20 protein-coding genes and 1 riboswitch are annotated in these 24,815 nt (G+C 30.3%); of the genes, 18 read left to right on the top strand and 2 right to left on the bottom strand.

The window, feature by feature from the left end:
* The first annotated feature begins 1 nt into the window (after window position 1).
* From EYR00_RS10985 to EYR00_RS10955, 7 genes are all read left to right on the top strand, one after another.
* Entirely contained in the window at window positions 2–1,690 is a 1,689-nt protein-coding gene (locus EYR00_RS10985; protein WP_003536199.1) for an ABC transporter ATP-binding protein, read from the top strand.
* A gap of 47 nt (window positions 1,691–1,737) precedes the next feature.
* Window positions 1,738–2,394: a GDSL-type esterase/lipase family protein gene (locus tag EYR00_RS10980; RefSeq protein WP_009300006.1), complete on the top strand. Its 657-nt coding sequence runs from the start codon at window positions 1,738–1,740 to the stop codon at window positions 2,392–2,394.
* Window positions 2,395–2,482: 88 nt separating this feature from the next.
* On the top strand, window positions 2,483–5,440 hold the full coding sequence (locus tag EYR00_RS10975; RefSeq protein WP_003536202.1) for an EAL domain-containing protein: 2,958 nt from the start codon (window positions 2,483–2,485) through the stop codon (window positions 5,438–5,440).
* A gap of 49 nt (window positions 5,441–5,489) precedes the next feature.
* Window positions 5,490–6,155: a response regulator transcription factor gene (locus tag EYR00_RS10970; RefSeq protein ID WP_003536203.1), complete on the top strand. Its 666-nt coding sequence runs from the start codon at window positions 5,490–5,492 to the stop codon at window positions 6,153–6,155.
* Window positions 6,152–7,159 (top strand): sensor histidine kinase, encoded by a 1,008-nt coding sequence (locus EYR00_RS10965; RefSeq protein WP_003536204.1) that lies wholly within the window; start codon window positions 6,152–6,154, stop codon window positions 7,157–7,159. Before EYR00_RS10970 ends, EYR00_RS10965 begins: the two co-directional genes overlap by 4 nt.
* A 73-nt stretch (window positions 7,160–7,232) precedes the next feature.
* Window positions 7,233–8,000 carry an ABC transporter ATP-binding protein gene (locus tag EYR00_RS10960; protein WP_003536205.1) on the top strand — a complete coding sequence of 256 codons (768 nt, stop codon included), beginning with the start codon at window positions 7,233–7,235 and terminating at the stop codon, window positions 7,998–8,000.
* Window positions 7,987–9,987, top strand: coding sequence for an FtsX-like permease family protein (locus EYR00_RS10955; protein WP_003536206.1), 2,001 nt, complete (start codon window positions 7,987–7,989; stop codon window positions 9,985–9,987). The genes EYR00_RS10960 and EYR00_RS10955 overlap by 14 nt, the downstream gene beginning before the upstream one ends.
* Window positions 9,988–10,006: 19 nt before the next feature.
* Here EYR00_RS10955 and EYR00_RS10950 read toward each other — a convergent pair whose 3' ends face one another.
* Window positions 10,007–11,491 (bottom strand): hypothetical protein, encoded by a 1,485-nt coding sequence (locus tag EYR00_RS10950; protein ID WP_003536207.1) that lies wholly within the window; start codon window positions 11,489–11,491, stop codon window positions 10,007–10,009.
* A 116-nt stretch (window positions 11,492–11,607) separates the two neighbouring features.
* Here EYR00_RS10950 and EYR00_RS10945 point away from each other — a divergent pair, with 116 nt between their 5' ends.
* From EYR00_RS10945 to EYR00_RS10895, 11 genes are all read left to right on the top strand, one after another.
* Window positions 11,608–12,225 carry a pentapeptide repeat-containing protein gene (locus EYR00_RS10945; RefSeq protein WP_003536208.1) on the top strand — a complete coding sequence of 206 codons (618 nt, stop codon included), beginning with the start codon at window positions 11,608–11,610 and terminating at the stop codon, window positions 12,223–12,225.
* A 120-nt stretch (window positions 12,226–12,345) separates the two neighbouring features.
* Entirely contained in the window at window positions 12,346–14,169 is a 1,824-nt protein-coding gene (gene typA, locus EYR00_RS10940; RefSeq protein ID WP_003536209.1) for a translational GTPase TypA, read from the top strand.
* 193 nt (window positions 14,170–14,362) lie between these two features.
* A complete protein-coding gene (locus tag EYR00_RS10935; RefSeq protein WP_003536211.1) occupies window positions 14,363–14,581 on the top strand; it encodes a DUF6465 family protein in 219 nt (72 codons plus the stop codon).
* Window positions 14,582–14,722: 141 nt separating this feature from the next.
* Window positions 14,723–16,147: a hypothetical protein gene (locus EYR00_RS10930; protein WP_003536213.1), complete on the top strand. Its 1,425-nt coding sequence runs from the start codon at window positions 14,723–14,725 to the stop codon at window positions 16,145–16,147.
* Window positions 16,148–16,151: 4 nt separating this feature from the next.
* Window positions 16,152–17,195: a class I SAM-dependent methyltransferase gene (locus tag EYR00_RS10925; RefSeq protein ID WP_008791340.1), complete on the top strand. Its 1,044-nt coding sequence runs from the start codon at window positions 16,152–16,154 to the stop codon at window positions 17,193–17,195.
* Window positions 17,196–18,066: 871 nt separating this feature from the next.
* Window positions 18,067–18,236: riboswitch (cobalamin riboswitch) on the top strand.
* Window positions 18,237–18,309: 73 nt separating this feature from the next.
* Window positions 18,310–19,029 carry a DUF4430 domain-containing protein gene (locus EYR00_RS10920; protein WP_003536217.1) on the top strand — a complete coding sequence of 240 codons (720 nt, stop codon included), beginning with the start codon at window positions 18,310–18,312 and terminating at the stop codon, window positions 19,027–19,029.
* A complete protein-coding gene (locus EYR00_RS10915; RefSeq protein WP_003536220.1) occupies window positions 19,030–19,902 on the top strand; it encodes an energy-coupling factor transporter transmembrane component T in 873 nt (290 codons plus the stop codon).
* The gene (locus EYR00_RS10910) at window positions 19,895–21,412 is read left to right on the top strand and encodes an ABC transporter ATP-binding protein (RefSeq protein WP_003536222.1); all 1,518 of its coding nucleotides are present in this window, start codon (window positions 19,895–19,897) and stop codon (window positions 21,410–21,412) included. The genes EYR00_RS10915 and EYR00_RS10910 overlap by 8 nt, the downstream gene beginning before the upstream one ends.
* Window positions 21,409–22,098, top strand: a complete 690-nt coding sequence (locus tag EYR00_RS10905) for an ECF transporter S component (RefSeq protein ID WP_003536224.1) — start codon at window positions 21,409–21,411, stop codon at window positions 22,096–22,098. Before EYR00_RS10910 ends, EYR00_RS10905 begins: the two co-directional genes overlap by 4 nt.
* Window positions 22,095–23,216 (top strand): prenyltransferase/squalene oxidase repeat-containing protein, encoded by a 1,122-nt coding sequence (locus EYR00_RS10900; RefSeq protein ID WP_003536226.1) that lies wholly within the window; start codon window positions 22,095–22,097, stop codon window positions 23,214–23,216. The genes EYR00_RS10905 and EYR00_RS10900 overlap by 4 nt, the downstream gene beginning before the upstream one ends.
* 456 nt (window positions 23,217–23,672) lie before the next feature.
* Window positions 23,673–23,807, top strand: coding sequence for an IS3 family transposase (locus EYR00_RS10895; RefSeq protein ID WP_081446370.1), 135 nt, complete (start codon window positions 23,673–23,675; stop codon window positions 23,805–23,807).
* Between the two features lie 37 nt (window positions 23,808–23,844).
* On the opposite strand, the gene EYR00_RS10890 is transcribed toward EYR00_RS10895, so the two are convergent.
* A complete protein-coding gene (locus EYR00_RS10890) occupies window positions 23,845–24,687 on the bottom strand; it encodes an AraC family transcriptional regulator (RefSeq protein WP_003536228.1) in 843 nt (280 codons plus the stop codon).
* Window positions 24,688–24,815 lie beyond the last annotated feature (128 nt).

Here is a 24,815-nt window from a genome sequence, read left to right as displayed (position 1 = left end):
TATGGAACATAAACAATCATTATTAACCTTAACCAAACGATTATTGAAAATTGCTGCCACATTAAAAAAATTCTTTGTTATTTCTACAATTGTCAGTATAATTGGAAATATTTCTCAAATGGGGCTAATGGGATTTGGAGCTGCTTTTATTTTGAGTGTTGCCGGAAAGTTAAAATATGCCAATAGCGTCACATATTGTATTTTAATGATTATAAGTGGAATTTTAATTGTTACTTGTCGTTATCTTGAAGGATATTTTTCACATGCTGGTTCGTATGAATTATTAGCTAAAATGCGAGTTGACATGTTTGGAACTTTACGCAAGTTGGCACCAGGGAGTTTGATCGGACGGAATAATGGCGATATCATGGCAATTGCAATTGCTGATATCGAAAGTATTGAATTTTTCTTTGCACATACGATTGGGCCATTATTTACCGTTATTTTACTTCCGTTAGTGACTTTGATTATTGCAGGAAGTATTGATATGCTCTTTGTCTATGCACTGTTACCAATCTATTTAATTATTAGTGTTATTATTCCTATTTTAGCCATTAAACTGGGTCGTAATATAGGAATTGGTTATCGTCAAAAGTTAGGAGAATTAAAAATATTTTTATTAGATAGTGTATATGGATTATCAGAAATTCAAATTTTTGATTATGGAAAACGTCGTAATGAAGAATTAGAAGCTGTTAATCGCAATATAAATCGTTCAATTCATCAACTTGCTTATCACCGCCAATTAGTTGTTTCCACGCCAACGTTTTTCATTTATCTTGCTCGAATTGCTGTAATTGCAGTAGCTTCATATCTTGCTTTAAAAGGAAATATTGATACAACCGGAATTATTATCTTATCATTTTTAGTTTCGGCTTCATTTTCATCGACGCAATCATTAACGACTGTAGTTTCAAGTTTACTTGAAACTTATGCGGCGGCACAACGCTATTTTGATTTGGAAGATATGGTTCCCGTCGTAAATGAAATTGTTGAGCCTAAAGAATTGAAAAATATCGACAAAATTGAATTTATTAATGTAAGTTTTAGCTATCCTGAAATTAATAGAAAAATTATTGAAAATATGAATCTTACCATTAATTTTAAAGATAAAATTGGTCTTGTTGGAGAAAGTGGAATTGGCAAATCAACTTTGATTAGATTGTTATTACGTTTTTATGATGTTACAAGTGGTCAAATTTTAATTAATGGTATAGATATCAAAGAATACTCTTTGCAAGATTTACGTCAACGAATTGGAACACTTGAACAAGACACTTTTCTTTTTAATGATTCTATTGCTGCTAATATTGCTTTAGGAAAACCAAAGGCGACAAAAGAAGAAATCGTAAAGGCTGCTCAAATGGCAGGAATTCATGAATTGATCATTAGTTTACCAGAACAATACGATACTATGATGGGAGAACTTCAGAATCGATTGTCAGGTGGTGAGAAGCAAAGAATTGGAATTGCACGGGTTTTATTAGTTGATCCTGATTTTTTAGTTATGGATGAACCAACAAGTAGTTTAGATGTTATTAATGAAAAAGGTTTATTGAAGACATTGGCTGAACAATTTGAAAATAAGACATGGTTAATTGTGTCACATCGACCTTCTTCATTGACGGGATGTGATCGGGTGATTAAATTAGAAAATAAACAAATTTATGAATTAGGAGGAAAAGCTTAAGGCTTTTCTTTTTTTATATGCTAAAATATGTTCAGGAGGAAATAAGTGTGAAAGAAAATATGAAATATTTAACTAACCATTATCAGTTAAGAGAATTTACTTTAATAAGAATGTTAGAAATTATTAATCAAAATAAAAATATAACTCCTGGAGGAACTGTTTTTTATGGGGATTCAATTACTGAGTATTGTGATCTGGACAAGTATTATCCTGAGATAGAGACTAAATATAATTGTGGAATAGCGGGGATTACTTCAGGAATGCTTTTAAATTTCATCGACGAAGGGGTTATCAAATATCAACCTAAAAACGTGGTTTTGATGATTGGAACAAATGATCTTGGTAATACGGTCATGGAGAGCCCCCGTGATATTGCTTTAAATGTTAAAGAAACAATCGAAATTATTCATTATAATTGTTTGGATACTAAAATTTATCTTGTAGCACCATTACCATGTTTAGAAATGCTTCATGGTTATAAAGCAACAAAGCAAGGATTACGCAGTAATGATACCTTAAAGATGGTCTTTAAAGAGTATAAAAATATTATTCCGTATGATTATGTTACTTTGATTAATCCTTTTATGGCACTTTGCAATAAAAAGGGCCAACCAGTTGAAAATTATTATCTTGATGGTCTTCACATTAATGATGATGGATATCGGGCCTATACAGGGGTAATCAAAGAAAAACTGATAGATTGAATTAGAAAATGGGGATAGCTAATAGATTGTTTAATTACAACAATGATGCTAGAATACTACTAATGGTTGATTTGGGGAGGAAGATATTATGGATACAATTATCATCGTTATAAAAGATAGTGATGATTGTTTAAGATTAAAGGAGTTTTTAAGTAGTGACTATCATATTGTTATATGTAGTGAACTTGAAAATATTATTGATAACCTTAATGATAATCGAATCGTTGCTATTATTATGGACTTAGATGATGCGACTGAAGTTAATGTCGCAAAGTATTCTAGTTATAAAAATATTGATAATATTCAAATCCCTTTAATCGTAGGTGGGAACTTTACGGGAAATCTTCTTAATTTATTAAATTTAGGAGTTAGTGAGGTAATTGTTAAGCCTTATAATGAAGCAATTATTAAATTACGAATCAATAATGCAATTCGTCGGGCCGAAGATAATGAATATAGAATAATGGCTGATTTTGATACTTTAACCAAGATCTATAACCGTACTGCTTTTTATCGCGAAGCTAAAAAATTAATTACGCAAAACCAAGATATTAATTATGATCTTGCTTGTTTTGATATTGATCGATTTAAGATTATTAATGATATTTATGGTAGTAGTGTCGGTGATGAACTATTGATTTATATTGCTAACACGGGAGTTAAGCGGATGAAGAAACTTGGCGGATTAATTGGACGTTTAAGTGGGGATTTATTTGCAATCGTAGTTCCTCATCAAGCGAATATTGAAGACCTGTTGCTTCAACAAATGAATGAAGACATTGGTAACTTTGATCTTGGAATCAAGGTTGTAGTCAGTTTTGGTTATTATAATATTGATGATCTATCATTACCAGTCAATAATATGTGTGATCGGGCAATGATGGCGATAAAAAAAGTAAAAGATAAATACAATACCAGCTATGCAACTTATGATGATGAACTTCGAGATCAAGTTTTAGAAGAACAGAGAATTATTGATGAAATGGATCGTGCATTTGAAAATGATGAATTTATTCCTTATTATCAACCCAAATTTAATATGGTAACGAGGACATATATTGGTTATGAGGCATTGATGCGTTGGCAGAGTCCGACTCGAGGAATGGTGTTACCAAGTACCTTTATTCCAGTTTTTGAAAAGAATGGTTTTATTTCTAAAGCAGATCGGGTAATTTGGCGTAAAGTATGTCAAGATATGGTTATTGCCCGCCAAAAAGGACATGTCTTATTACCTGTATCTGTAAATGTTTCTCGAATTGAATTATATGATCCGGAATTAGGAAATACTATCTTAAAACTTTTAGCGGAATATGAGCTGTCGATTGAGTTATTTCAATTAGAAATTACTGAAACGGCATATATGCAGGATAGTAATCAAATGATTGAGGCTGTAGTAAAGTTAAAGGAACTTGGCTTCACTATTTTAATGGATGATTTTGGTAGTGGTTTTTCATCGTTGAATATCTTAAAGGAATTGCCGTTTGATATAATTAAAATTGATTTGGCGTTTTTGGAACATTTTGATAAAAATAATAAAGCTGAAAAGATTTTAAAATCAGTGATTCAAATGGCGAAACGCCTTAATATGGAAGTAATTGCTGAAGGAGTAGAAACCAAACGCCAAGAAGATTTTTTAGTAGAACTAGGTTGTAATCGTGCTCAAGGGTATCGTTTTGCTAAACCAGCTAGTGCTTCAAAAATTGCTTATATGGTTGAAAATGGTGTCATCGGAGTAGGTGATACTAAAGATGAGGATAGTGCAATAGTTAATATTGATGATATTTTAACGACTGTTTATCAGCAAGGGGAAGTAGATTGGTATCGACAGGCACTATTAGAATTAAATGCTCAAGTTTTCGAATATGATTTTAAGCGTGATAATATGATTGTTTTTGATACTCCAACAAAGGAAAATGGTTCTAATTTAGCTAAGATGGAAATTCCCAATTATCTTTACAATGTAAGTATTGGTAGAATCGTACATTCAAAAGATGTAAAAAGATATCAGACTGTTTTCAATGGTAATCAGGAATTTAAGGTTATCTATCGACGTTTTATGATTAACCATGGTTCTGGTTATACTTGGGTTAAAGATACAGGAAGAATAATTTATGATGAAGATAACAAACCAAAAATATGTATTGGTGTAAGTCGTGTTATTTCAGATGAAAAGCTTAATGAACAAATGATGAATGTTTTATCAGTAATGGAGCAGTCAACTGATTTTGATTCATCAATCAACCATATTTTGGCAGAGATCGGGGATGATTTTTTACTTGATCGGATTACGTTATTACTAGAAGAAGGAAACAATTATCGTTCTGTCTATGCATGGCAAGATGAGTCGATTGAGCTTGAGATTAGTGATACTTTCTCAATAGTGAGGACAGAGCTTCAAGAAATAGTCACATATTTTAAGGAGCATCAAATAATTGTTGTTAATAAAAATGAAGGTAATCAATTTAGTAAACAAATTAATAAAAATTTCTTTGATAATCAAGTAAAGACACTTGTTATCATTAGTCTAAACGATGATATTGGTGAATTTATCGGGTGTATTGTTTTTACAATGATAAATGATTATCGACAATGGCGCGATGATGAACTTTGGGCATTACAAGAATTAGTAAAGGGGATAAATGTCTATTTAAATAAAGAGAAAATTTTTAATCGTTTAGATAGCATATTATTAACATATAATCGTGTTATGGAAAAATTGAATGATGGAATATTGATGTTTACATATGAGTCTCAGCCCCAGCTGCTATTTATTAATGAAGCATACCGTAAGATATTAAATATTGATGATATAAATGTTACTAATTTTCTTAGTACGTACTATCGGAGCGTCGATTTGGATGTTCAAAAGCAAATTCATCAGGCAATTGAAAAGTGTGTTGAAACTGGGGAAGAACAGACGCTTTATCATCCACTTAAAACTTGTGAAAAGCAGATTATTAAGGCTAAAACTATTTATAATCTTTCGCCAGTTAAAGAAAATGGTAAATTGGTAATTATTAGCATTACTACGAAACAGTGCACTTAAGTGCTATTATTTTATACTTGTGTATAATTGTATCTAGGAGGTCATAATAATGGCAGAAATATTGATTATTGAAGACGAAGTTAAATTGCGCCAAGAACTGGAAGTATATTTAAATAATAATGGATATTTGACTAAAGTAATTGAGTCTTTTGAAAATACTTTAGAACAAATGAATCAGTTTGATGGGGATTTAATTTTATTGGATATTAATCTTCCCAATGTAAATGGACAGTTTTTATGCAAAGAATATCGTAAGAATTCAAGTAAACCAATTATTATTGTAACTAGTCGCAACAATGAGATGGATGAATTGATGTGTATTAATTATGGTGCTGATGATTTTGTCACGAAACCGTATAATCCATTAATTTTATTGGCCCGAATCGAAGCGGTCTTAAAACGAACACAGCCTACAAGTGATGTTTTGATTAGTTATGAAAAGATAAAATTAGATGTATCTAAAAGTAGTATTATTGATAAAAATAAAGTGATTGAATTATCAAAAAATGAGTTAAAAATATTTTACTTTTTATTACTGCACCGTGGGAAAATTAAATCTCGAGAAGAATTAATGGCATATTTATGGGATAGTGATATGTTTGTGGATGATAATACATTGACTGTTAATATTAATCGCTTACGTAAAAAGTTAGAGGATATTGGTTTAAATGATGTAATTCATACTAGACGTGGTCAGGGGTATATCATTTTATGAGATTATTTGATTATTTAAAAGATGAAATCATTACGGTTACAGTAATGATTTCTGTGACTTGTTTGGTAATGTTGATTTTGGCAGTTTTTAATTGTCCAACTTTTTTAGTAGTCTACATTCCACTTCTGCTCATTAGCTCATTTGTAGTAGTATTAATGTATAATTTTTTTCGGCGTAGAAATTTTTATAATAATTTGATAGGAATCTTAGATCATCTTGATGAAAAGTATCTTATTACTGAATTGATTGGAAATCCTCATTTTCTAGATGGTAAAATTATGGTTAACTGTATTTATGAAATTGATAAATCAATGAAAGAACATTTAAATGATGCAATTTATCGACAAAGTGAACTCAAAGAGTATATTGAGATGTGGTGTCATGAAGTAAAAACACCTGTAGCTACAAGTCAAATGATTATTGAAAATAATCTAAATCCAGTTAATGAGAGTATTAAAGAAGAACTCATAAAGATAGATAATTATGTTGAACAAGTACTCTTTTATGCTCGAAGTGAGAATGTTGAAAAAGACTATTTAATTAAAGATGTTAAACTTAGTGAATTAGTTAATTCAGTAATTAAACGTAATAAAAAAGATTTAATCAATAAACATGTTAAAATTGAATTAGAGAATCTTGAAATAGATGTTGCTAGTGATAAAAAATGGTTAGAGTTCATTTTAAATCAGATTATTAATAATGCAATTAAATATGTTGATGAAACACCAATAATTAAACTATTTGCAAAACAATATAAAGATCGTGTTGAATTAATGATAAAAGATAATGGAATTGGAATCTTAGAAAATGAATTGAATCGTGTTTTTGATAAAGGATTTACGGGAACAACGGGACGAACTAAACAAAAGAGTACGGGAATTGGTTTATATTTATGTAAAAAATTATGTTATCGATTAAATCATGAAATTAAAATAGATTCAAATTCACATGGTACGGTAGTAACTTTGGTTTTTCCGTACAGCTCACACATAACCTTACAATAATGTAAGGTTATGTTATTTTATTCGATGGTAGAAATTATTATGACGGCTATAATAGTTGTTGAGGTGAAGAGAAATGGAAAAAATTTTAAGAATTGAAAAAATTGAAAAATATTATGGAAATAAAAACAACATTACAAAGGCTGTCGATAATATTAGTTTCGATGTTAACGGTGGTGAGTTTGTAGCCATTATGGGGGCTAGTGGTAGTGGGAAAAGTACTTTACTAAATTGTATTTCAACGATTGATAAAGTTACTAGTGGTCATATTTATTTAAAGGATGCTGACATTACTAAACTAAAGGGATATAAATTAACAAAGTTTAGAAGGGATTCGTTAGGCTTTATCTTTCAAGATTTTAATCTTTTAGATACATTGACTTCATTTGAAAATATTGCTTTGGCTTTAACGATTCAAAAATCAGATTATAAAAAAGTAGATGAGAAAGTAAACAAGGTTGCAGCAGCTTTAGGAATCAAAGAAATTTTATCAAAGTATCCATATGAATTATCTGGTGGTCAAAAACAAAGAGTTGCTTGTGCTAGAGCTATCGTTACTAATCCTGATTTGATTTTAGCGGATGAACCAACTGGAGCTCTTGATAGTAAATCAGCAAGAATGTTATTAGATAGTTTGAATGCGTTAAATGAAAAATTGAATGCAACAATTTTGATGGTTACTCATGATTCATTTACAGCTAGTTATGCTGATCGAGTAATCTTTATCAAAGATGGTAAAATCTTTAACGAAATTGTTAAAGGTGATAATTCTCGTAAAATGTTCTTTAATAGTATTATGGATGTTCAAACATTATTAGGTGGTGAACTAAATGAAGTTATTTAGTTTAGCACTTAGAAATATTAAAAAGAGTATAAAAGATTACTCAATTTATTTTATTACACTAGTTATTGCTGTTGCTATATTTTATATCTTTAATTCGATTGATAGTCAAACAGCAATGATGTCAATTAGCAAATCAACAATGGAAATTGTGCAGTCTTTAGTAAATGTTTTATCATATATTTCGGTTTTTGTTTCGGTAGTTTTAGGATTTTTAATTGTTTATGCAAATAATTTCTTAATTAAACGCCGAAAAAAAGAAATCGGTATTTATATGACTTTAGGAATGTCAAAGTTAAAAGTATCTACGATTTTAGTACTTGAAACAGTTATTGTTGGAGTGATTTCATTAGGAATCGGTTTACTCTTAGGAATTGGCTTATCTCAATTGTTATCAATTTTTACTGCAAAATTGTTTGAAGCTGATATGACCAAATTTACATTTGTTTTTTCTAGTGGAGCACTTTTATCAGCGATTATTAATTTTGGATTTATTTATATTATTGTAATGATTTTCAATATTATCACACTAAATCGATTTAAGTTGATTGATTTATTATATGCAAATCGCAAAAATGAAAAGGTTAAAATAAAAAATGGCTGGTTAATTTTTATTATTTTTATTATCTCTATTGTTTTGATTGGGTACGCATATAAGTTATTGTATGATGGCGCTTTATATGTTGTGGGTTCTGATTTTTTGATCATGATTATTCTGGGGACGATTGGAACTTTCTTGTTTTTCTTATCAGTATCAGGTTTTTTATTAAAAGTTGTTCAAATGCGCAAAAAGACTTATTATAATGGTCTGAATATGTTTGTATTAAAACAAGTAAATAATAAGATTAATACACATGTTATTTCTACAACAGTTATTTCCTTAATGTTATTGTTAACGATCGGGATATTATCATCGTCTTTAGCGATGGCCTCAGCAATGAACACTACTTATGAGGGAAATAGCCCAAGTGATGTTACTGTATTTTCTAGTAATACTGAAATTATTGAAAGATTTAAACAGGAACCGGTGTATCAACAAATCATCAAAGAGGATTATCAGTTCAATTATCTTAATTTACAAGGATTAAAACAAGGTATTTTTATTGATTCAAAAGATAATGCTTATACTAATATAGAAGCAGTAAAAAATCAACCGATGCGTGTAATCAAAGAAAGTGATTTTAATAAAATCATGGAATTAAATGGTAAAGAAGATCAAAAAATACAATTGGCTAATAATCAATATGAATTAGTAGCAACTTATCCTGTAGCACTTGAATATTATAATAAGTTTCTAGCTGGCGATAGTACAATCAAAATAGGAGATACTACGCTTCAAAGTAATACGGATCAAGCAGTAGAATTGGCAATTACTAACGATAGCGGCAATGAAGGGTTTGTTGTTGTAAATGACCAGATTGCAAATAAATATGTGGAAGAACAAGAAAGTTATTTAACTTATCTAGTGGCAGACTATCAAGGTGATAAGGAAGAATGTGAGGAACAATTCCAAGATTTGCTTAAATCTTTTAATGAACAGTTAAGGACTGAAAGCAGTCCAACAGTTATTAGTTTTACCCGGATTGGATTAGGGCAATCGGGAATTGGAACGAGTGCTTTGTTTACTTTTGTTGGACTGTATTTAGGAATTGTATTTGCACTTGCAAGTGGTACTGTGTTAGCAATTGAACAATTATCAGAATCTTCTGATAATAAAGAACGTTATCGTATCTTAGGACAGTTAGGTGCAAGTAAACCAATGGTAAATAGAAGCCTTTTAGTTCAAATTGGAATCACATTTATGTTTCCATTAATCGTAGCTTTAATTCATAGTTTTGTTGCACTAAAAGAAATAAATTATATTATTAGTTTGATGGTCAGCATTAATATCGCTGATAACATCTTGGTTACGACGATCTTTATTGTAATTGTATATGGAGGTTATTATTTAGCGACTTATTTAGCTAGTAATCGAATCATTAATGAATAAAAAACCCGTTATGGGTTTTTTAGTTTAAGAGCGTATGCGGAAGTTCGTAGATTATATCGTCATGGCTGTATGTACGAATTTGTTTATGAGGTAAAATAGACTGGCGATCTTCTAACAATCCATCAAATACAATCTTGTGTCGATAGGGGAGCAGTGCTAAATTACAGACCTGGGGCAAAGTTGAATTAGGATAAATTTCTTTAAGATGATTAACAAGCCCATAAATAGCATAAACACCAGTTTCATTACTAACGAGCGTATAGTCATCAAGATTTGTTAAAATTAAAAAGTCATCAATAAAGCCAGCTTTAAAATCATTAATAATAGTCAGTTCATAATTGGTTAGGTGCTCAGGATTTTCACTGATATAGTGGTCGATTATATTTGGATTATCAAATAGTAAGGTTCGAATTTGAGAAAAATCATCTTGCTCAATATAATCAAGATTTTTCATTGAAATATCTGTAATTTTAAAAACTTGGTTAGTATACTCTAATAAACTTAAATACAGCTGATAAAAGGTAGAACTCTCTTGCTCACTGAAATAAGAATCTTTGTTGATTGTCAAATAGTAATCATACGGGGATAATCCATAAAAAGCAGCACTATGAATTAAAGGAACTGCAGCACGTAAATTCTTTTCAAGATGTTCAATAACTTGATTATTTGTAATTTTTAATTCATTAATCATATAAATCAAATCGTTAAGGTCACCATGAATTTGACAAAAAAGCATAATACTATCTCTAAATAATTCTCTTACAAAAAGATTATCAATTTGTTCGACTGCTTCATAGAGGTTAGTGATGGCTGGTTCACTTAAGTCAAAGCCATATTTAGCGATCGTTCTTAATTGTTTGGCGGTATAAGCCGCAGGAGTTTTTTTTACTAATGTTTGGAGCTGTTCAATTTTTTGGATAATCGGCCGATATGGCTCATAAGCTAATAATAATTCAGTTTCCCCTTGATAAATAAAGTAATGCTGAAATAGATAGTGATTTGTATCTAAATGAGTGTTTACTTCATTACGTGAAAGTGAAGGATCATAACTATGATAAATATTTACTAATTCTTGTGGTTCAATAATACCTCTAATGGCTAGAATACCAATCAATAATTCATTGATTTGATCTATTTGAATGACCTTGTCAATATCCGCTTGTTCTACAGCATTAATAACATTTATCTTTATGTCTTCAGGGATTTCTAAATAGTTATTATTATTAGGATTTTTAATTAGTAAGCATTTGTTGATCAATGTATTGATTGTAGGGATATCTTTACGATAACTTTTGGTTTTTTCAAAATTTTGTAAGAAAACGATTTCGTCATAACATAAAATATCTAAAACATTTTGAATACTGCCATTGTAGTATGCTACGATCTCTTGATAAATCTGTTTTGAGGTAATTTGATGCGGTGGTTTAGGGGTGGCAACAATCTTAAAATAACGCTGGTAAATATGCTGACATTCAGGTGTTGTAATTAATTCAACTAGTTTCATTAAACCACCTCCTTATACTTATAGGATACTACAATTTGCTGGGAGTTTAAAATGATATACAAAGAATCTTTACAATAAAGATAAGCTATGCTTATAATAATCAGGTGAGGTGTAAGATGAAAAGAAGAGAGCCGGTAATTCATGATTTAAATAAGTGTTCATTTCATGAAATAGAAGATAATTATTATCAGTGTTTATTTAATGAAAATCCTCAACAAGTTATTCCAATTAAAAATTTAACGATTGAGGAATGTAAATTTATTAAGATTGATTTTAATATGATCGAATTAGTTAATACTCATATAACAGATTGTATTTTTGAAAACTGTGATTTATCAAATTTAGAATTTAATAAGGTTAGTATCCATCGTTGTCACTTTATTAACTGTAAGATGACAGGGCTAAATTTTATTGACTGTTCTTTACAAGATCTTTTATTTGAGGGAGTACAAGGACGCTATATGAATATTAGTCTTGGAAATATTCGTTGTGTTGAGTTTAATGATAGTACATTAGATGAAAGTAGTTTTATGGAAGTGAATGTTAAAAATCTTGTTTTTAAACAAGTTAGTTTTATTGCTGGAGAGGTATTTAAAACAAGCTTAAAAGGGATGGACTTTAAGACCACTAATATTGAGGGAATTAGAATCGATGATTATAGTTTAAAAGGAATCCATGTTGATATGTATCAGGCAATCGCTTTAGCTAGTTTATTGGGAATCATCGTTGATTGAATTCAATGACAAAAAATGAAATTAAGGGCTATTTAAGCCCATTTTTATATCAATTAAAAAAAATAATGACAAAATACAATTCTGTGATATAATGATGAAGTTATAAGAGAGGTTGAGTAAATGAAGATAAGAAATATTGCGATTATTGCCCATGTCGATCACGGTAAAACAACACTTGTAGATCAATTATTAAAATTATCGGGTACATTTAGAGATAATGAACAAATAGCAGAACGTGCAATGGATAGTAATGCCATTGAACGTGAGCGTGGAATTACTATATTGGCTAAAAATACAGCCATCAATTATAAGGATTATCGCATCAATATTATGGATACTCCTGGTCATGCCGATTTCGGTGGTGAAGTTGAAAGAATCATGAATATGGTTGATGGGGTATTATTAGTGGTCGATGCTTATGAGGGAACAATGCCTCAAACACGTTTTGTTTTAAAGAAAGCATTAGCAGCTAAAGTAAAACCAATCGTAGTAATTAATAAAGTAGATCGTCCAGTAGTAAGAATTCAGGAAGTAATGGATGAAGTATTAGAATTATTTATGGAATTAGGAGCTGATGATGATCAGTTAGAATTCCCGACTGTCTATGCTTCAGCATTACAAGGAACTTCTAGTTTGGACCCTGATTTATCAACTCAAGAACCAAGTATGGACTGTTTGTTTGATATGATCATTGATGAGATTCCAGAACCATTAGTTGATGAAGAAGGACCATTACAATTCCAGCCGGCTTTATTAGATTATAATGATTATGTGGGAAGAATCGGTGTTGGACGAATTCAACGTGGTAAAATACGAGTTAATGAAAGCGTAACTTGTGTTCGTGCTGATGGTTCACACAGTCAATTTAGAATCCAAAAATTATTTGGTTTTATTGGCTTGCATCGAATTGAAATTGAAGAAGCAGGGGCTGGAGATATTGTGGCGATTGCTGGTTTAGCTGATATCGGTGTTGGTGAGACTGTATGTACTACGGGAAAAGAAGAAGCTTTACCATTATTAAAAGTAGATGAACCAACTATTCAAATGGTTTTTGGTACTAATACTTCGCCATTTGCAGGTCAAGATGGAAAATTTGTAACAGCTCGTCAAATTGAAGAACGTTTATTTAAAGAAACTAACCGTGATGTATCTTTAAAGATTGAAAGAATTCCTAACAGTGAAGAATGGATCGTTTCTGGACGGGGAGAGTTGCATTTGTCGATATTAATTGAAAATATGCGTCGCGAAGGATATGAACTTCAAGTTTCTAAACCAAAAGTAATTATTAAAGAGATTGACGGTGTACTTTGTGAACCATATGAAGAAGTTAATATTGAAGCACCCGATGACTGTATTGGTAATGTTATAGAATCATTAGGATATCGTCGAGGTGTACTTGAAAATATGGTTAGTAATGAAGGACAAACAAGTGTCACATATACAATTCCTTCAAGAGGGATGATTGGTTTTATGACAAACTTTTTAACAATGACAAAAGGTTATGGAATTATTTCTCATTCATTCTTAGAATATCGCCCAATGGAAGGTGAATCAGTTGGAGAAAGATCACTTGGTGTTTTAGTTTCGATAGATAATGGTCAAACTACAGCCTATGCTTTAGGTGGGGTTGAAGATCGTGGAGTTATGTTTATTGGTCCTGGTGTTGATGTTTATGAAGGGATGATCGTTGGTGAACATAGTCGTGACAATGATTTAGTAGTTAATGTTACAAAAGGTAAACAACTAACAAATACCCGTTCTTCATCAAAAGACTCAACAGTTGTTTTAAAAAGACCTCGGACATTTAACTTAGAAGCTTGCTTAGATTATATTAATGATGATGAATTAGTTGAAGTAACACCTGAAAACATTCGTTTGAGAAAACGTTATTTAACAGAACAAGCACGTAAACAACAAAACCGTTTAAAACAAAATAATTCATAAAGCAGGAAATTTCGATTTTCTGTTTTTTCTTTTTTATTCAATTTTGTTAGACAAACTTTGTAGGAATTTTCTAAAAAAAGATAATATTTTTATCGTTAATTCTTAAAAAATGATGATTAACACTATAAAATTTGCATATTTGGCTTGAATATGATATTATTGATTCAAGAAGAAACGGGGGAATTATTTAAAGATGAAAGCAATCGTAGAAGTACAATATCATGGGAAAAACGTAACAGCAACTGATATTGAAAAATTGGTAAAAGAGGACGTTAAATCACAGGGAGTTAAAATTTCAACTGTTGATACGTTGCAAATATATTATACACCAGAAACTTCATCAGTTTATTACGTTGCGACTACAAAAGATGGTAAATCTGTAAATAACGAAGAACCATTAGTTATTGAGTAGTCTTAATATAATATCCAAAAATATATCCAAAGCAAGAAACGATAATTTAGATTATCGTTTTTTGTTTTATTATCATCAAAGGTTTGTGGTTTATCGACAAAAAACATGCTATAATTATTTTGTTTTGAAGGAGTGAAAAAAATGAAAAAAATTACAGCTGGTTTATTAGCATTTTTAATGCTAACAGGATGTTCAAATATAGATAACGATCAAACATTGTTTGTAGCTAATAATAAAGAAAAATATGCGCTTATGGATTATGAAGGTGATAAGCAGACTGAATTTATTTATGATAAGTATGAAGAAGTTGGAAGTTCTGGTTATATTGTAATTAAGGATAAAAAGTATGGATATCTTCTTCGTGATGGTGAAGAAGCAATCAAATTAGGAAAATATGATAAACTAGAATCAATTGGAAATATGATTGTTGGTTATGATAAGAATGAAAAAATTAGTATTTTAGATGGTGAAGGAAAAGAATTATACAAGGAAGATAAAAAAACAGAGATTTCTTTATTCGGGTTACCGGTTATTCATCAAGGTAAAGAATATATTGTTTTATATAATGATGGTGAGGTATTAAAAAAGAGTAAGGAGAAGATTATAAGTGCATATACAGTTGATAGTGATTATGCGGTTATTAATTTTGAAAAGACCTCATCTATTTACAATTTAGTTAATGAAAAGCATATTGAAGGAATCAAGATTGGTGGCAATAATCAGTTGATGGATCATAGTAGTAAAAAAGGTTATTTGCTTTATAATCGTAAAACTCATGAGATCAATGCATTGGATTTAGAAGGAAAAATAATTTTTACTACAACACTTGAATTAGATGATTTATATTATGATAATTCAAAAAATATTATTGGAGTAAAAAATCAAACTACATATTTATTTAACAAAGATGGTGAAACAGTAACATCAAACAGTTACTATCGTAACTATAAAAATTATGTTGTAAAGAATAAAGAAATGATTTACGGACCACATAAATTCGTTAATGATGGTAAAGAAATAGAGGTAAATGGGATTCAGTTAGACCCAATGGCATCATTTACAAAGAGTAAGATTTTCCCGGTGTATGTGCGTGATGAAGGTTACCAATATTATGGTTTTGATGGTAAGGAAGCAATAAAGGAATCTTATAAGAGTGCTGAAGCTTTTGATGAAAATAATCTTGCTGTCGTTTCTAAAAAAGAAGATAAATATTATTTAATTAATAATAAAGGCAAAAAAGTATCTGAACAATATGTACGAATTATGTATTTAGGTGAAAAATATTATGCTGGATATACTACTGGCAGTAAGTATGAAGTATTTGATGTAGAAGGAAATAAAGTAATTAATGACTATTTTATGGACGAAGGGACAACCTTTGTGTATAATGATGTAGTTTATGGTATCTTCAACAAGAGTGGAAGCAGTTATATTTATGATATGAATGAAAATGAAGTGGTTTTCTCAGTTGAAGGTGATTTAGAATTCAATGAAAAAGGGTATTTTGTAACAGTTGATGGTGATGCTTATTATTCATTGAAAGGCGAGAAAATTTATAAGAGGTAAAGAAATGGAATATTATATTTACATGCTTATTTCGTTGGCAGTAATGTTGACAGCAATCAAATTGATTTTTTGTGAGTTAGAAGGTAGAACGGCACAAAAGAAAAGTATTTTAAGCTGGTATACTAAATTAAATGAACCGTTTAAGTATACTCGAACAAAAAGTATTATCTTTATGTGTGTGATATGTTATGCTATTGCGTCAGTTCAGGCGATGTTTACAACTGAATGGTTTGTTGAAATGTTAGGATTTATCGCAGTTGGAGTTATTTGTGATGGGATTAGCCAGTATATTGGATTTTATTACAATAAAATCCGTTTTAGGAAGAAAATCAATGAGGCTTTATTGATGAAATCAGAAATTGCCAAAGCGATGAATGAAACAGCTAATGCGCTGGTACAGCAAAGTTTACCAACTTATTCAAGCCATGAGATTGCCGCCCGTTATTTTAATGATGACACTCATTTAGCGACTATCTCATTTGATGGGGGAGAATATGTTGCTGCTTTTGAACATTTACCACCACTTACATATGTTGTAGAAGCTCAATATGAAAAAGCTGAAGAAAAATTAGCTGATCGCAATGTTAAAGTAACAAAATTAACAAATGAAGGGAAATTACCATTTAAAGATGAGCGAATCGATGTCATTGTTAATGAATTATCTAATTATGATAAGTATGATTTGTATCGGGTCGTAAAACCAGGTGGGTATATTATTGTTAATCAAATGGGTAGTGATAATTATAAAGAATTGATCAATATTTTCTTACCTTTTAAGTTACATGGTCGTTGGGATCGTGAGGCTAGTTGTCAGACATTGAGTGACATTGGTTTGGAGATTATTGATAGTGTGGAAGAACATGGGTATGTTCGTTTTGACACGCTGGCATCATTTATTCAGTTCATGAAAGGAATCACTAAAGCTGATATTACTCAAGATCGTTTTATGAATTTTTATAGTCATGTGTTGAAACAGATCAAAGATAAGAAATATTTTGAATTAACGACTCATCGTTTTATGGTAGTGGCAAGAAAAAAAGAGTTATAAGAGTATGGTTAAATTGAAAAAAATTTTCAATTTAACCTTTTTTTATGGAGAAAAATTAATTATTACGGAAAATGATAATTAAACTACCAGACAATTTTTTAGGAGAGTTTTATCTGCGCTATGAACAGAAGGTGTTTATAACGTTGGCAGGGTTGTCTAAGATCATATTGAGATATGTAAGTCTGTGACTAGAAAATTATTGCTTTTTGTAACGATGTTGGTTCACGTATCAGAAATAATATGTACTGCTGTTATGAAGTGGATATTAAGCTGTTTAGAATCTCATTGCCGGAGGAGTAATGGGTAACTGATTATGGGCAAACGCTTAAAAAAATGTCGTAAATTCATATTTAAAATTGTATTAAAGGATTTTTTACAGTATTGATAGAATAAAAAGAGATGGTTTTATGATTGTTAAGAAAAAGGCTTTAAATCTAAAAAGATTTAGGAGCTGATAAGGTAGGTATACTTCCAATCTCGACACTAAAAGAATTGTTAATTAGAATATTATATTATTGAATTTAATATACAACATTAAATTCATGAAGTAACATGGCTAAACAGTAATTAAATCAAATATCAAGCAAGGTTAAGAAAAGTATCACTTGTCACACCGTATGATCAATAAACAAAAGATGCAAGTTATGTAGCTAATACAATGCGGTAAAATTATCAAGATGAGTTATTTAGAGATTATTTAAATTAGATTGAAGAAAATAGTTAATAAAGATGATGAGGTTATTTTTATTCATCCAATAATGCTGGCAGGAGATAATAAAATTAAAGATCTAGTATTTTAAATCAGATCATTAGTCGAAAAATGGAAGTTTAACTTCCATTTTTGATTCTTTATTGTATAATTAAAGTAATTTAATAACGCATATTTAATGGTTGTTGTACATTAATAAGGAATCTTGTTAGAAGCAAGAGCGGTCCCGCCGCCGTAATGAGGAGTTAAGACGATAGACCACTGGTGAAAACTGGGAAGGTGTTAAGACGATGAATCTAAGCCGGAATACTTGCCATTATCTTAGGATACACTTTACGGACGATAGAGTAGTTCTACATAAACGTGATCCTTTTGTGCGCCATTTTTTAGAAAGGGTCTTTTATTATGTCAAAATATTTAAAAATTTCATTAGTATTTATCTTGGTTTTATTGACTGGATGTGGAACAGTAACAAAGGGCAATAATATTGTGAAAACCAAAACAGAATCAACTGAACAACAATGGGCTAATGAGGTGACAGCAACAATTGATGCAGCTGGTAATGTAACAGTCATAAGTGAAAATAGTCAGACAGATAGCGCTACAGATGCTGGTGATGAGCATAATAAGGGAACAAATAGTTCTGCTTTAGATTCTAATCAGACATCTAATGATGGTGCTAATACTGATGCTGGTAATAAAGATAATTCTCCAAATAATAAGCCAGCTGATAATGATAATCAAATGATTAATGTTAGCATTTCAATTGATTGTAAAACAATTTTAAATAATATGAATGATCTAAAAGATGGTTATGAACAATTTATCCCAACTAATGGAATGATTCTTAGTACTGAACAATTTAAAGTTAAAAAAAATACAACCGTAATAGATGTTTTAAAGAAAGCAACAAGTGAAAATGAGATAAAACTGGTTACTGTTTCTTCAGGTTTTGGGCTCTATGTAAAAGGGATTGGTCAAATTGAAGAAAAAATATGCGGTTCATCGAGTGGCTGGATGTATAAAGTTAATGGTAATTTTCCTGAATATGGTGCAAGTTCTTATCGATTAAAAGATGGTGATAAAATAGAATGGCGTTTTACTTGCAAACAAGGGGATGTTTAAATGCTCAGTAAAATTAATATAATAAAAAACAAATTAGTAATCAAACCTTTTAAAAATAGTCATCCAGTAGTATTATTTGCTTATTTTCTTTCAGTTATTACTCTAACAATTATTCAACAAAATTATTATTTAATCATTTTGTCGATAGTTAGTGCGATAATAATTGATTATTATTTTAATTACCTAACTTTTTTTAAAGATATGAAATATACTGTTGTTTTGGTGGTTATTATAATGATTACAAATCCTTTATTTGTAACGGAAGGATTTGATATTTGGTTTCAAAATGACTATGTCACGATTACTAAACAAGCTCTATTTTATGGATTAGTATTTGGCTTGCTGTTATCATGCATGTTATTGTGGTTTCGCATAATGAAAACATGCTTAACAGATAGTCATATTGTTTATTTATTTGGTTCAATATTACCTACCTTAGGGTTAGTTATATCGATGTGTTTGAATATGATTAGTAAATTAAAAAATCAATATCAAAAAATTAGAGAGGCTAATATAAATATGCCCAGTCAAAATAAGTTGGGTTACTACCGAAATATGATAGTTGTATTAGTTACATATGCTTTTGAATCATCGCTTGATATGATGAATTCAATGCAAGCTAGGGGTTATGGACAAGGTAAGCGAACTAGTTTTCATCTGTATAGTTTTAGAAAAGATGATGCTTTAAAATTAATAGTAATAATAGGACTATTTATGATAAGTTTATTAGGATTTTTAATCCGCTATCGTAGTTTTTATTATTTTCCACTTATTCAAGAATTTAGTTTACAGTGGCAAGATGGTTTATTTATGCTAGTTTATATAGGATTAATGTTATTACCAATTTATTTAGGAGGAAAGAAAAATGTATAAAGTAAAAAATGTATGTTTTACTTATCCTGATAATGAAAAAGTGATTGATAACCTTTCCTTTGAAATAAATAAAGGGGATTTTGTTGTTATTTGTGGCGAGAGTGGTTGTGGCAAAACAACATTGTTGAGATTGTTAAAATCAAGTTTACAACCGACAGGAACACTTGAAGGAACAATTGAACTAGACGAACAAATAAAAAAAGATATTCAGATTGGCTTTGTTTTTCAAAACCCTGATGATCAAATTGTTATGGATAAGGTTTGGCATGAAATTGCTTTTGGACTTGAAAATCAGGCAATCCCCTTAAAACAAATGAAACGTCGAGTAGGTGAAATTGTTAATTATTTTAATTTACAAAATATTATTAACAATGATACACAATCATTATCTGGCGGAGAAAAACAACTTGTTAATTTAGCTAGTGTAATGGTAATGAATCCTAGTGTTATCTTACTTGATGAAGCTACGGCTCAGTTAGATCCAGTTAATCGTGATGAATTTATTAGAATTTTAAAACAGCTAAATGATGATTTTGATATTACGATTATTTTAGTTGAACATCAATTAGAAGGCTTGTTGGATGTTGCAAATCGTTTGATTTTGCTTGATCATGGCCAAAAAGTTATTGATGATCAAATTGAAAAGGCAGTAAAAAAGATGTTAACAGAGGATGTTTTTGTAGCTGCTTTACCTAATTATGTACGAGTTTCAACATTAGCTAATGCACTTTGTTTAACTGTAAAACAAGCACGTGAAGCACTAAAAGACTATCATGATTTTGATATTAAGGAGCAGGAGGTTGTCGATACTGGACTTTTATTGAAAATTCGTGATTTGAGCTTTGCCTACGATAGTACGGTTTTAGAAAATCTTGATTTAGATGTTAGACAAAATGAGATATTATCAGTAGTAGGAGCTAACGGTAGTGGGAAATCATCATTTTTGAAATGTATCGCAGGGTTAGTTAAGTATCAAGGTAATATAACTAAAGTAGGAGTTGTAGAAAAAATTGGTTATTTACCCCAGGATCCCACAACATTGTTTATAACCGATAAAGTTATAAATGAATTATTAGTAGTAGAAAATAATTTAAAAACAGTTGAAATTGAAATGGAGAATATTGGAATTAGTAATTTACGAGATATGCACCCGTTTGATTTGAGCGGTGGTCAAAAGCAATTATTGGCATTAGGAAAAGTTTTACTGACAAGACCGCAATTGTTGTTATTAGATGAACCTACTAAAGGAATAGATGCAGTGAGCAAAGATAATTTGGCGAGTTTGATTCGTAGTTTAAGCAAACATATGACGATAATTGTTGTTAGTCATGATTTAGAATTTGTCGCTAAAATAAGTGATCGAGTTGCTATGATTTTTAATGGACAAATGGAATCAGTAGACTCGATGCGAAATTTCTTTAGTAATAATTTATTTTATACTACAACGATTAATAAAATAGTAAGAAATAATAACTCTGAAGTTGTTTTATTAGAGGATTTAGGGTTATGAAAATAAAAAAAAGTATCTTTATTTTAATGGTTATTGTTTTAATAACGATCTTAGGAACTGTTTTATATAAAGGTGAAAAATATAATTTAATTATTATTGCTTCGTTCGCATTATCTTGTTTACCATTTTATTTTAAATATGAAAATAGCAAACCTAAAATAAGGGAAGTTGTGGTTTTGGCAACAATGATTGCCCTAACAGTTGTTTCTAGAACGATTTTTATGTTAACACCCAGTTTTAAACCTGTAACTGCAATGGTTATTATTTGTGGGATAGTTTTTGGTCCGGCATCTGGTTTTATGTGTGGGTCGTTGTCAGCAACATTATCAGACTTTGTTTTTGGAATAGGACCATGGACTCCATTCCAAATGATCGCATGGGGAATAATTGGTTATGGAGCTGGAATTTTTAGTAAAAATTTGTTTAAAAATAAATTTTTATTATATGGATATAGTGCTATTTGTGGACTTGCTTTTTCCATGGTAATGGATTTATGGTCAGTTCTTGCTTTTGAAACAAGTTTTAATTTAACACGATATTTGGCAATAGTATTAACTTCATTACCAACGACGTTAATATATATTGTTTCAAATATAATTTTTATGTTTTTACTTAGTAAGACGATGTTTCAGATCTTACAAAGGGTAAAAATAAAATATGGAATAACGGAGGGAAAAATTGAATGAAAAAATTAATGCGGTTTACTGTGGCGTTAGCGCTTGTTTGTGCTTGCATTGTGCCAATCAATGCGCAATCTTCAACTTTAGCCAAAGCTCAAAGCTATTGGTTGAATAACAATGAATTATCTGGACTGGATGCCGTTTTGGCTGTAGAATCTTTAGGATTAGATGTTGAAGATGAAAAGAATAATTTTACTTTAAACTATTCTTTTGAAGCACCAACAAATTCTTATGGTGATGAAATTACTTATGAAGAAATGGATGCTGGTTATTTGGCTAAAAATATTATGGCTTTAGCGGCAATAAAATCAGATCCTGCTAAGTTAAAACTAAAAGATGGTTCAACGATTAATCTAATTGATTTATTAAAATCAAAAATTGATGAAAATGGTAATGTTGATTATGGGTCAGCAAATCCAGAATCAAGTACTGCATATACAATGTTTGCCTTAGCTATTGTTGATGAAAGTTATAATCTTGATAAACTAGGATTAAACTTGACTGAGATGCAGCTTAGTGATGGCTCTTGGGGCTATAATGGAGCTTGGGGTGGACCTGATATTACTGGATGGGCATTAGCTGCTCTTTCATTATGCAACAATACATATCAGGCTTCAATTGATAAAGCTTTAGCTTATTTAGCATCAATTCAAATTGATAATGGCGGTTATAGTGGCTTTGGCGTTAATTGTAATAGTCAAGCTTGTGCCGTATGGGGAATTTTAGAATACGATATTCAAGGTGTAAAAAATGGTACTTACAATAAGGGTACAGGCAATCCATATGATCTATTATTACAATTTATGCAAGAAGATGGTTCATTTGGCGCTAGTTTAGATGTAGATTATGGCAATGCTTATGCAACAGTTCAAGCGGCCCTTACTGTTGGGGTATATGAAAATGGTTCCTTAATTGACAATATTAAAGCTCAATATGATGAGATGTTGAATCCTAAAAATGATCAGCCAGAACCAACACCAGCTCCTGCTCCGGTTACACCATCTACACCTGCTGATAAGTCAATTACATCAGTTAAGACAGGTGATGATGCAGTCATTGCACTAACAGTATCTTCATTGATTATTAGTGGTGGAATGTATTTGTTTATTAGAAAAGAATCTTAAAAAAGTGTAAAATGTAGTGACCCCCAAAATGATATGTACCCTCCTTACTGGTTTGTCCAGTAAAGAAGGTACACATCAAAAAGGAGGTCACTTTTTATACGGAATAGTAAAAAATTTAAATTAAAATATATTTAAAAATATAAGGATGGGAATATCTAAAAGATCTATCGGGTGTATGTCATAAGGATTTTTGACTCAACGAGTGGAATAAAATTAGAACATATAAGCTGACTTTATCCATCGAACAAAAAATGGAACTGATAAATAGAGTTGGAAACAGAGAAAATTATCGGTTAGTAGCTTTAGCTGCCAGTATAGGACGATGTATTAATAAAAAACTGAACATCTTAGTTTGCAATTATTATTCAAACCTTAAAGGATTAATCTTTCATTTAGATCAAGAATGACATTGTCACAGCATAAAGCCTATCAAAAATGGTTAAGTGATAAAGAAAATTGCATGAACAATTCAAAGCTGCAATGAGTGAATATATCGAATATTATAATAACGAGAGAATCAATACAAAAAGAAAAGGATTGAGTCCACTTGTATATAGACAACAATCCTTTCAAGATCTAACTTTAATTTAACGTGTCCAACTTTTCGGGGCACTACAAAAGCACTTTTTTATTTATTATATTTTTGGTGGTTTTTACGATATTGTAAAGGAGAAAAATTTGTACTTTTTTTAAATGCTTGAGCAAAATATGAAAGCGAGGAGAAACCAAGAATTGTTGAAATCTGTGAAATTGATAGGTCGGTATCTCTAAGTAAATATTTGCTCTCATATATTCTTCGCTGAAGTAGATAGCTGATTGGTGAAACACCGACATCATTTTTAAATTCATGAGCAAGATAGAATTTATTCATATGAGTTTTTTCAGCTAAAGTATCCAAAGTTATTTCTTTATGGTAATTACGATCAATGTAGTTCTTGATCATAAAGATTTCCTTGCGAATAGTCTTACCTTGTGTTAAAGATACATTAATACGATTTAATCTTAAAATATTTATTAGTAAGACTTGCATTAGTTGTTGGCACATATCATCATATAGTTCATTCTTAGCTTGTGATTCTTTTACCATTAAATTTAAGTAAAAAAGAATCTCATTTTTATAATTAGCATAATTACAGCTAATATAATCTTTTAAACTATTCTCAGGTATTTCAAAACTAATCCCATCAATAGCAATTACAATATATTCCAATGGATTTCGATCACGAGAAACTTCAGTATGCATCGTGTTAGGGTTGATAATAACAAAATCATTTTCTTGAACATTAAATTCGTCTGCTCCGATTTTAAAGCCACCGCATCCTTTAGTTACATAAAATAATTCAGTAAAGTGATGGGAGTGTAACTGAGAATGCCAGTCACCTTCATATTTTGAACTACTAACATATAGTAAGCGAGCTTGATTATTAATTAATGCCGGCTTTTCGATAAATTCAATTCTTTCATTGCTCATAATTTTCACCTCGAGTTTATTATAACTAATATAACGTCAAATTTATATAAATTTTTATATTTTTATAATAAAATAAAGCAAGATATATAAAAAAGTAAGCAATTATCGCCTAGTAAAAGCGCTTACAT

Source organism: Thomasclavelia ramosa DSM 1402 (assembly GCF_014131695.1).
GTDB lineage: Bacteria > Bacillota_I > Bacilli_A > Erysipelotrichales > Coprobacillaceae > Thomasclavelia > Thomasclavelia ramosa.
Note: the sequence above shows the minus strand (reverse complement) of the source record. Positions and strands in the feature narration are given on the sequence as shown.

Excerpts from the sequence above, each read along its gene's own strand:
- EYR00_RS10935 (WP_003536211.1), top strand. The coding sequence starts at position 14,363 with ATGAAAGCAATCGTAGAAGTACAATATCATGGGAAAAACGTAACAGCA.
- EYR00_RS10905 (WP_003536224.1), top strand. The coding sequence starts at position 21,409 with ATGAAAATAAAAAAAAGTATCTTTATTTTAATGGTTATTGTTTTAATA.
- EYR00_RS10950 (WP_003536207.1), bottom strand. The coding sequence starts at position 11,491 with ATGAAACTAGTTGAATTAATTACAACACCTGAATGTCAGCATATTTAC.
- EYR00_RS10985 (WP_003536199.1), top strand. The coding sequence starts at position 2 with ATGGAACATAAACAATCATTATTAACCTTAACCAAACGATTATTGAAA.
- EYR00_RS10920 (WP_003536217.1), top strand. The coding sequence starts at position 18,310 with ATGTCAAAATATTTAAAAATTTCATTAGTATTTATCTTGGTTTTATTG.
- EYR00_RS10925 (WP_008791340.1), top strand. The coding sequence starts at position 16,152 with ATGGAATATTATATTTACATGCTTATTTCGTTGGCAGTAATGTTGACA.
- EYR00_RS10915 (WP_003536220.1), top strand. The coding sequence starts at position 19,030 with ATGCTCAGTAAAATTAATATAATAAAAAACAAATTAGTAATCAAACCT.
- EYR00_RS10975 (WP_003536202.1), top strand. The coding sequence starts at position 2,483 with ATGGATACAATTATCATCGTTATAAAAGATAGTGATGATTGTTTAAGA.
- EYR00_RS10945 (WP_003536208.1), top strand. The coding sequence starts at position 11,608 with ATGAAAAGAAGAGAGCCGGTAATTCATGATTTAAATAAGTGTTCATTT.
- EYR00_RS10900 (WP_003536226.1), top strand. The coding sequence starts at position 22,095 with ATGAAAAAATTAATGCGGTTTACTGTGGCGTTAGCGCTTGTTTGTGCT.
- EYR00_RS10960 (WP_003536205.1), top strand. The coding sequence starts at position 7,233 with ATGGAAAAAATTTTAAGAATTGAAAAAATTGAAAAATATTATGGAAAT.
- typA (WP_003536209.1), top strand. The coding sequence starts at position 12,346 with ATGAAGATAAGAAATATTGCGATTATTGCCCATGTCGATCACGGTAAA.
- EYR00_RS10930 (WP_003536213.1), top strand. The coding sequence starts at position 14,723 with ATGAAAAAAATTACAGCTGGTTTATTAGCATTTTTAATGCTAACAGGA.
- EYR00_RS10955 (WP_003536206.1), top strand. The coding sequence starts at position 7,987 with ATGAAGTTATTTAGTTTAGCACTTAGAAATATTAAAAAGAGTATAAAA.
- EYR00_RS10965 (WP_003536204.1), top strand. The coding sequence starts at position 6,152 with ATGAGATTATTTGATTATTTAAAAGATGAAATCATTACGGTTACAGTA.
- EYR00_RS10890 (WP_003536228.1), bottom strand. The coding sequence starts at position 24,687 with ATGAGCAATGAAAGAATTGAATTTATCGAAAAGCCGGCATTAATTAAT.
- EYR00_RS10910 (WP_003536222.1), top strand. The coding sequence starts at position 19,895 with ATGTATAAAGTAAAAAATGTATGTTTTACTTATCCTGATAATGAAAAA.
- EYR00_RS10970 (WP_003536203.1), top strand. The coding sequence starts at position 5,490 with ATGGCAGAAATATTGATTATTGAAGACGAAGTTAAATTGCGCCAAGAA.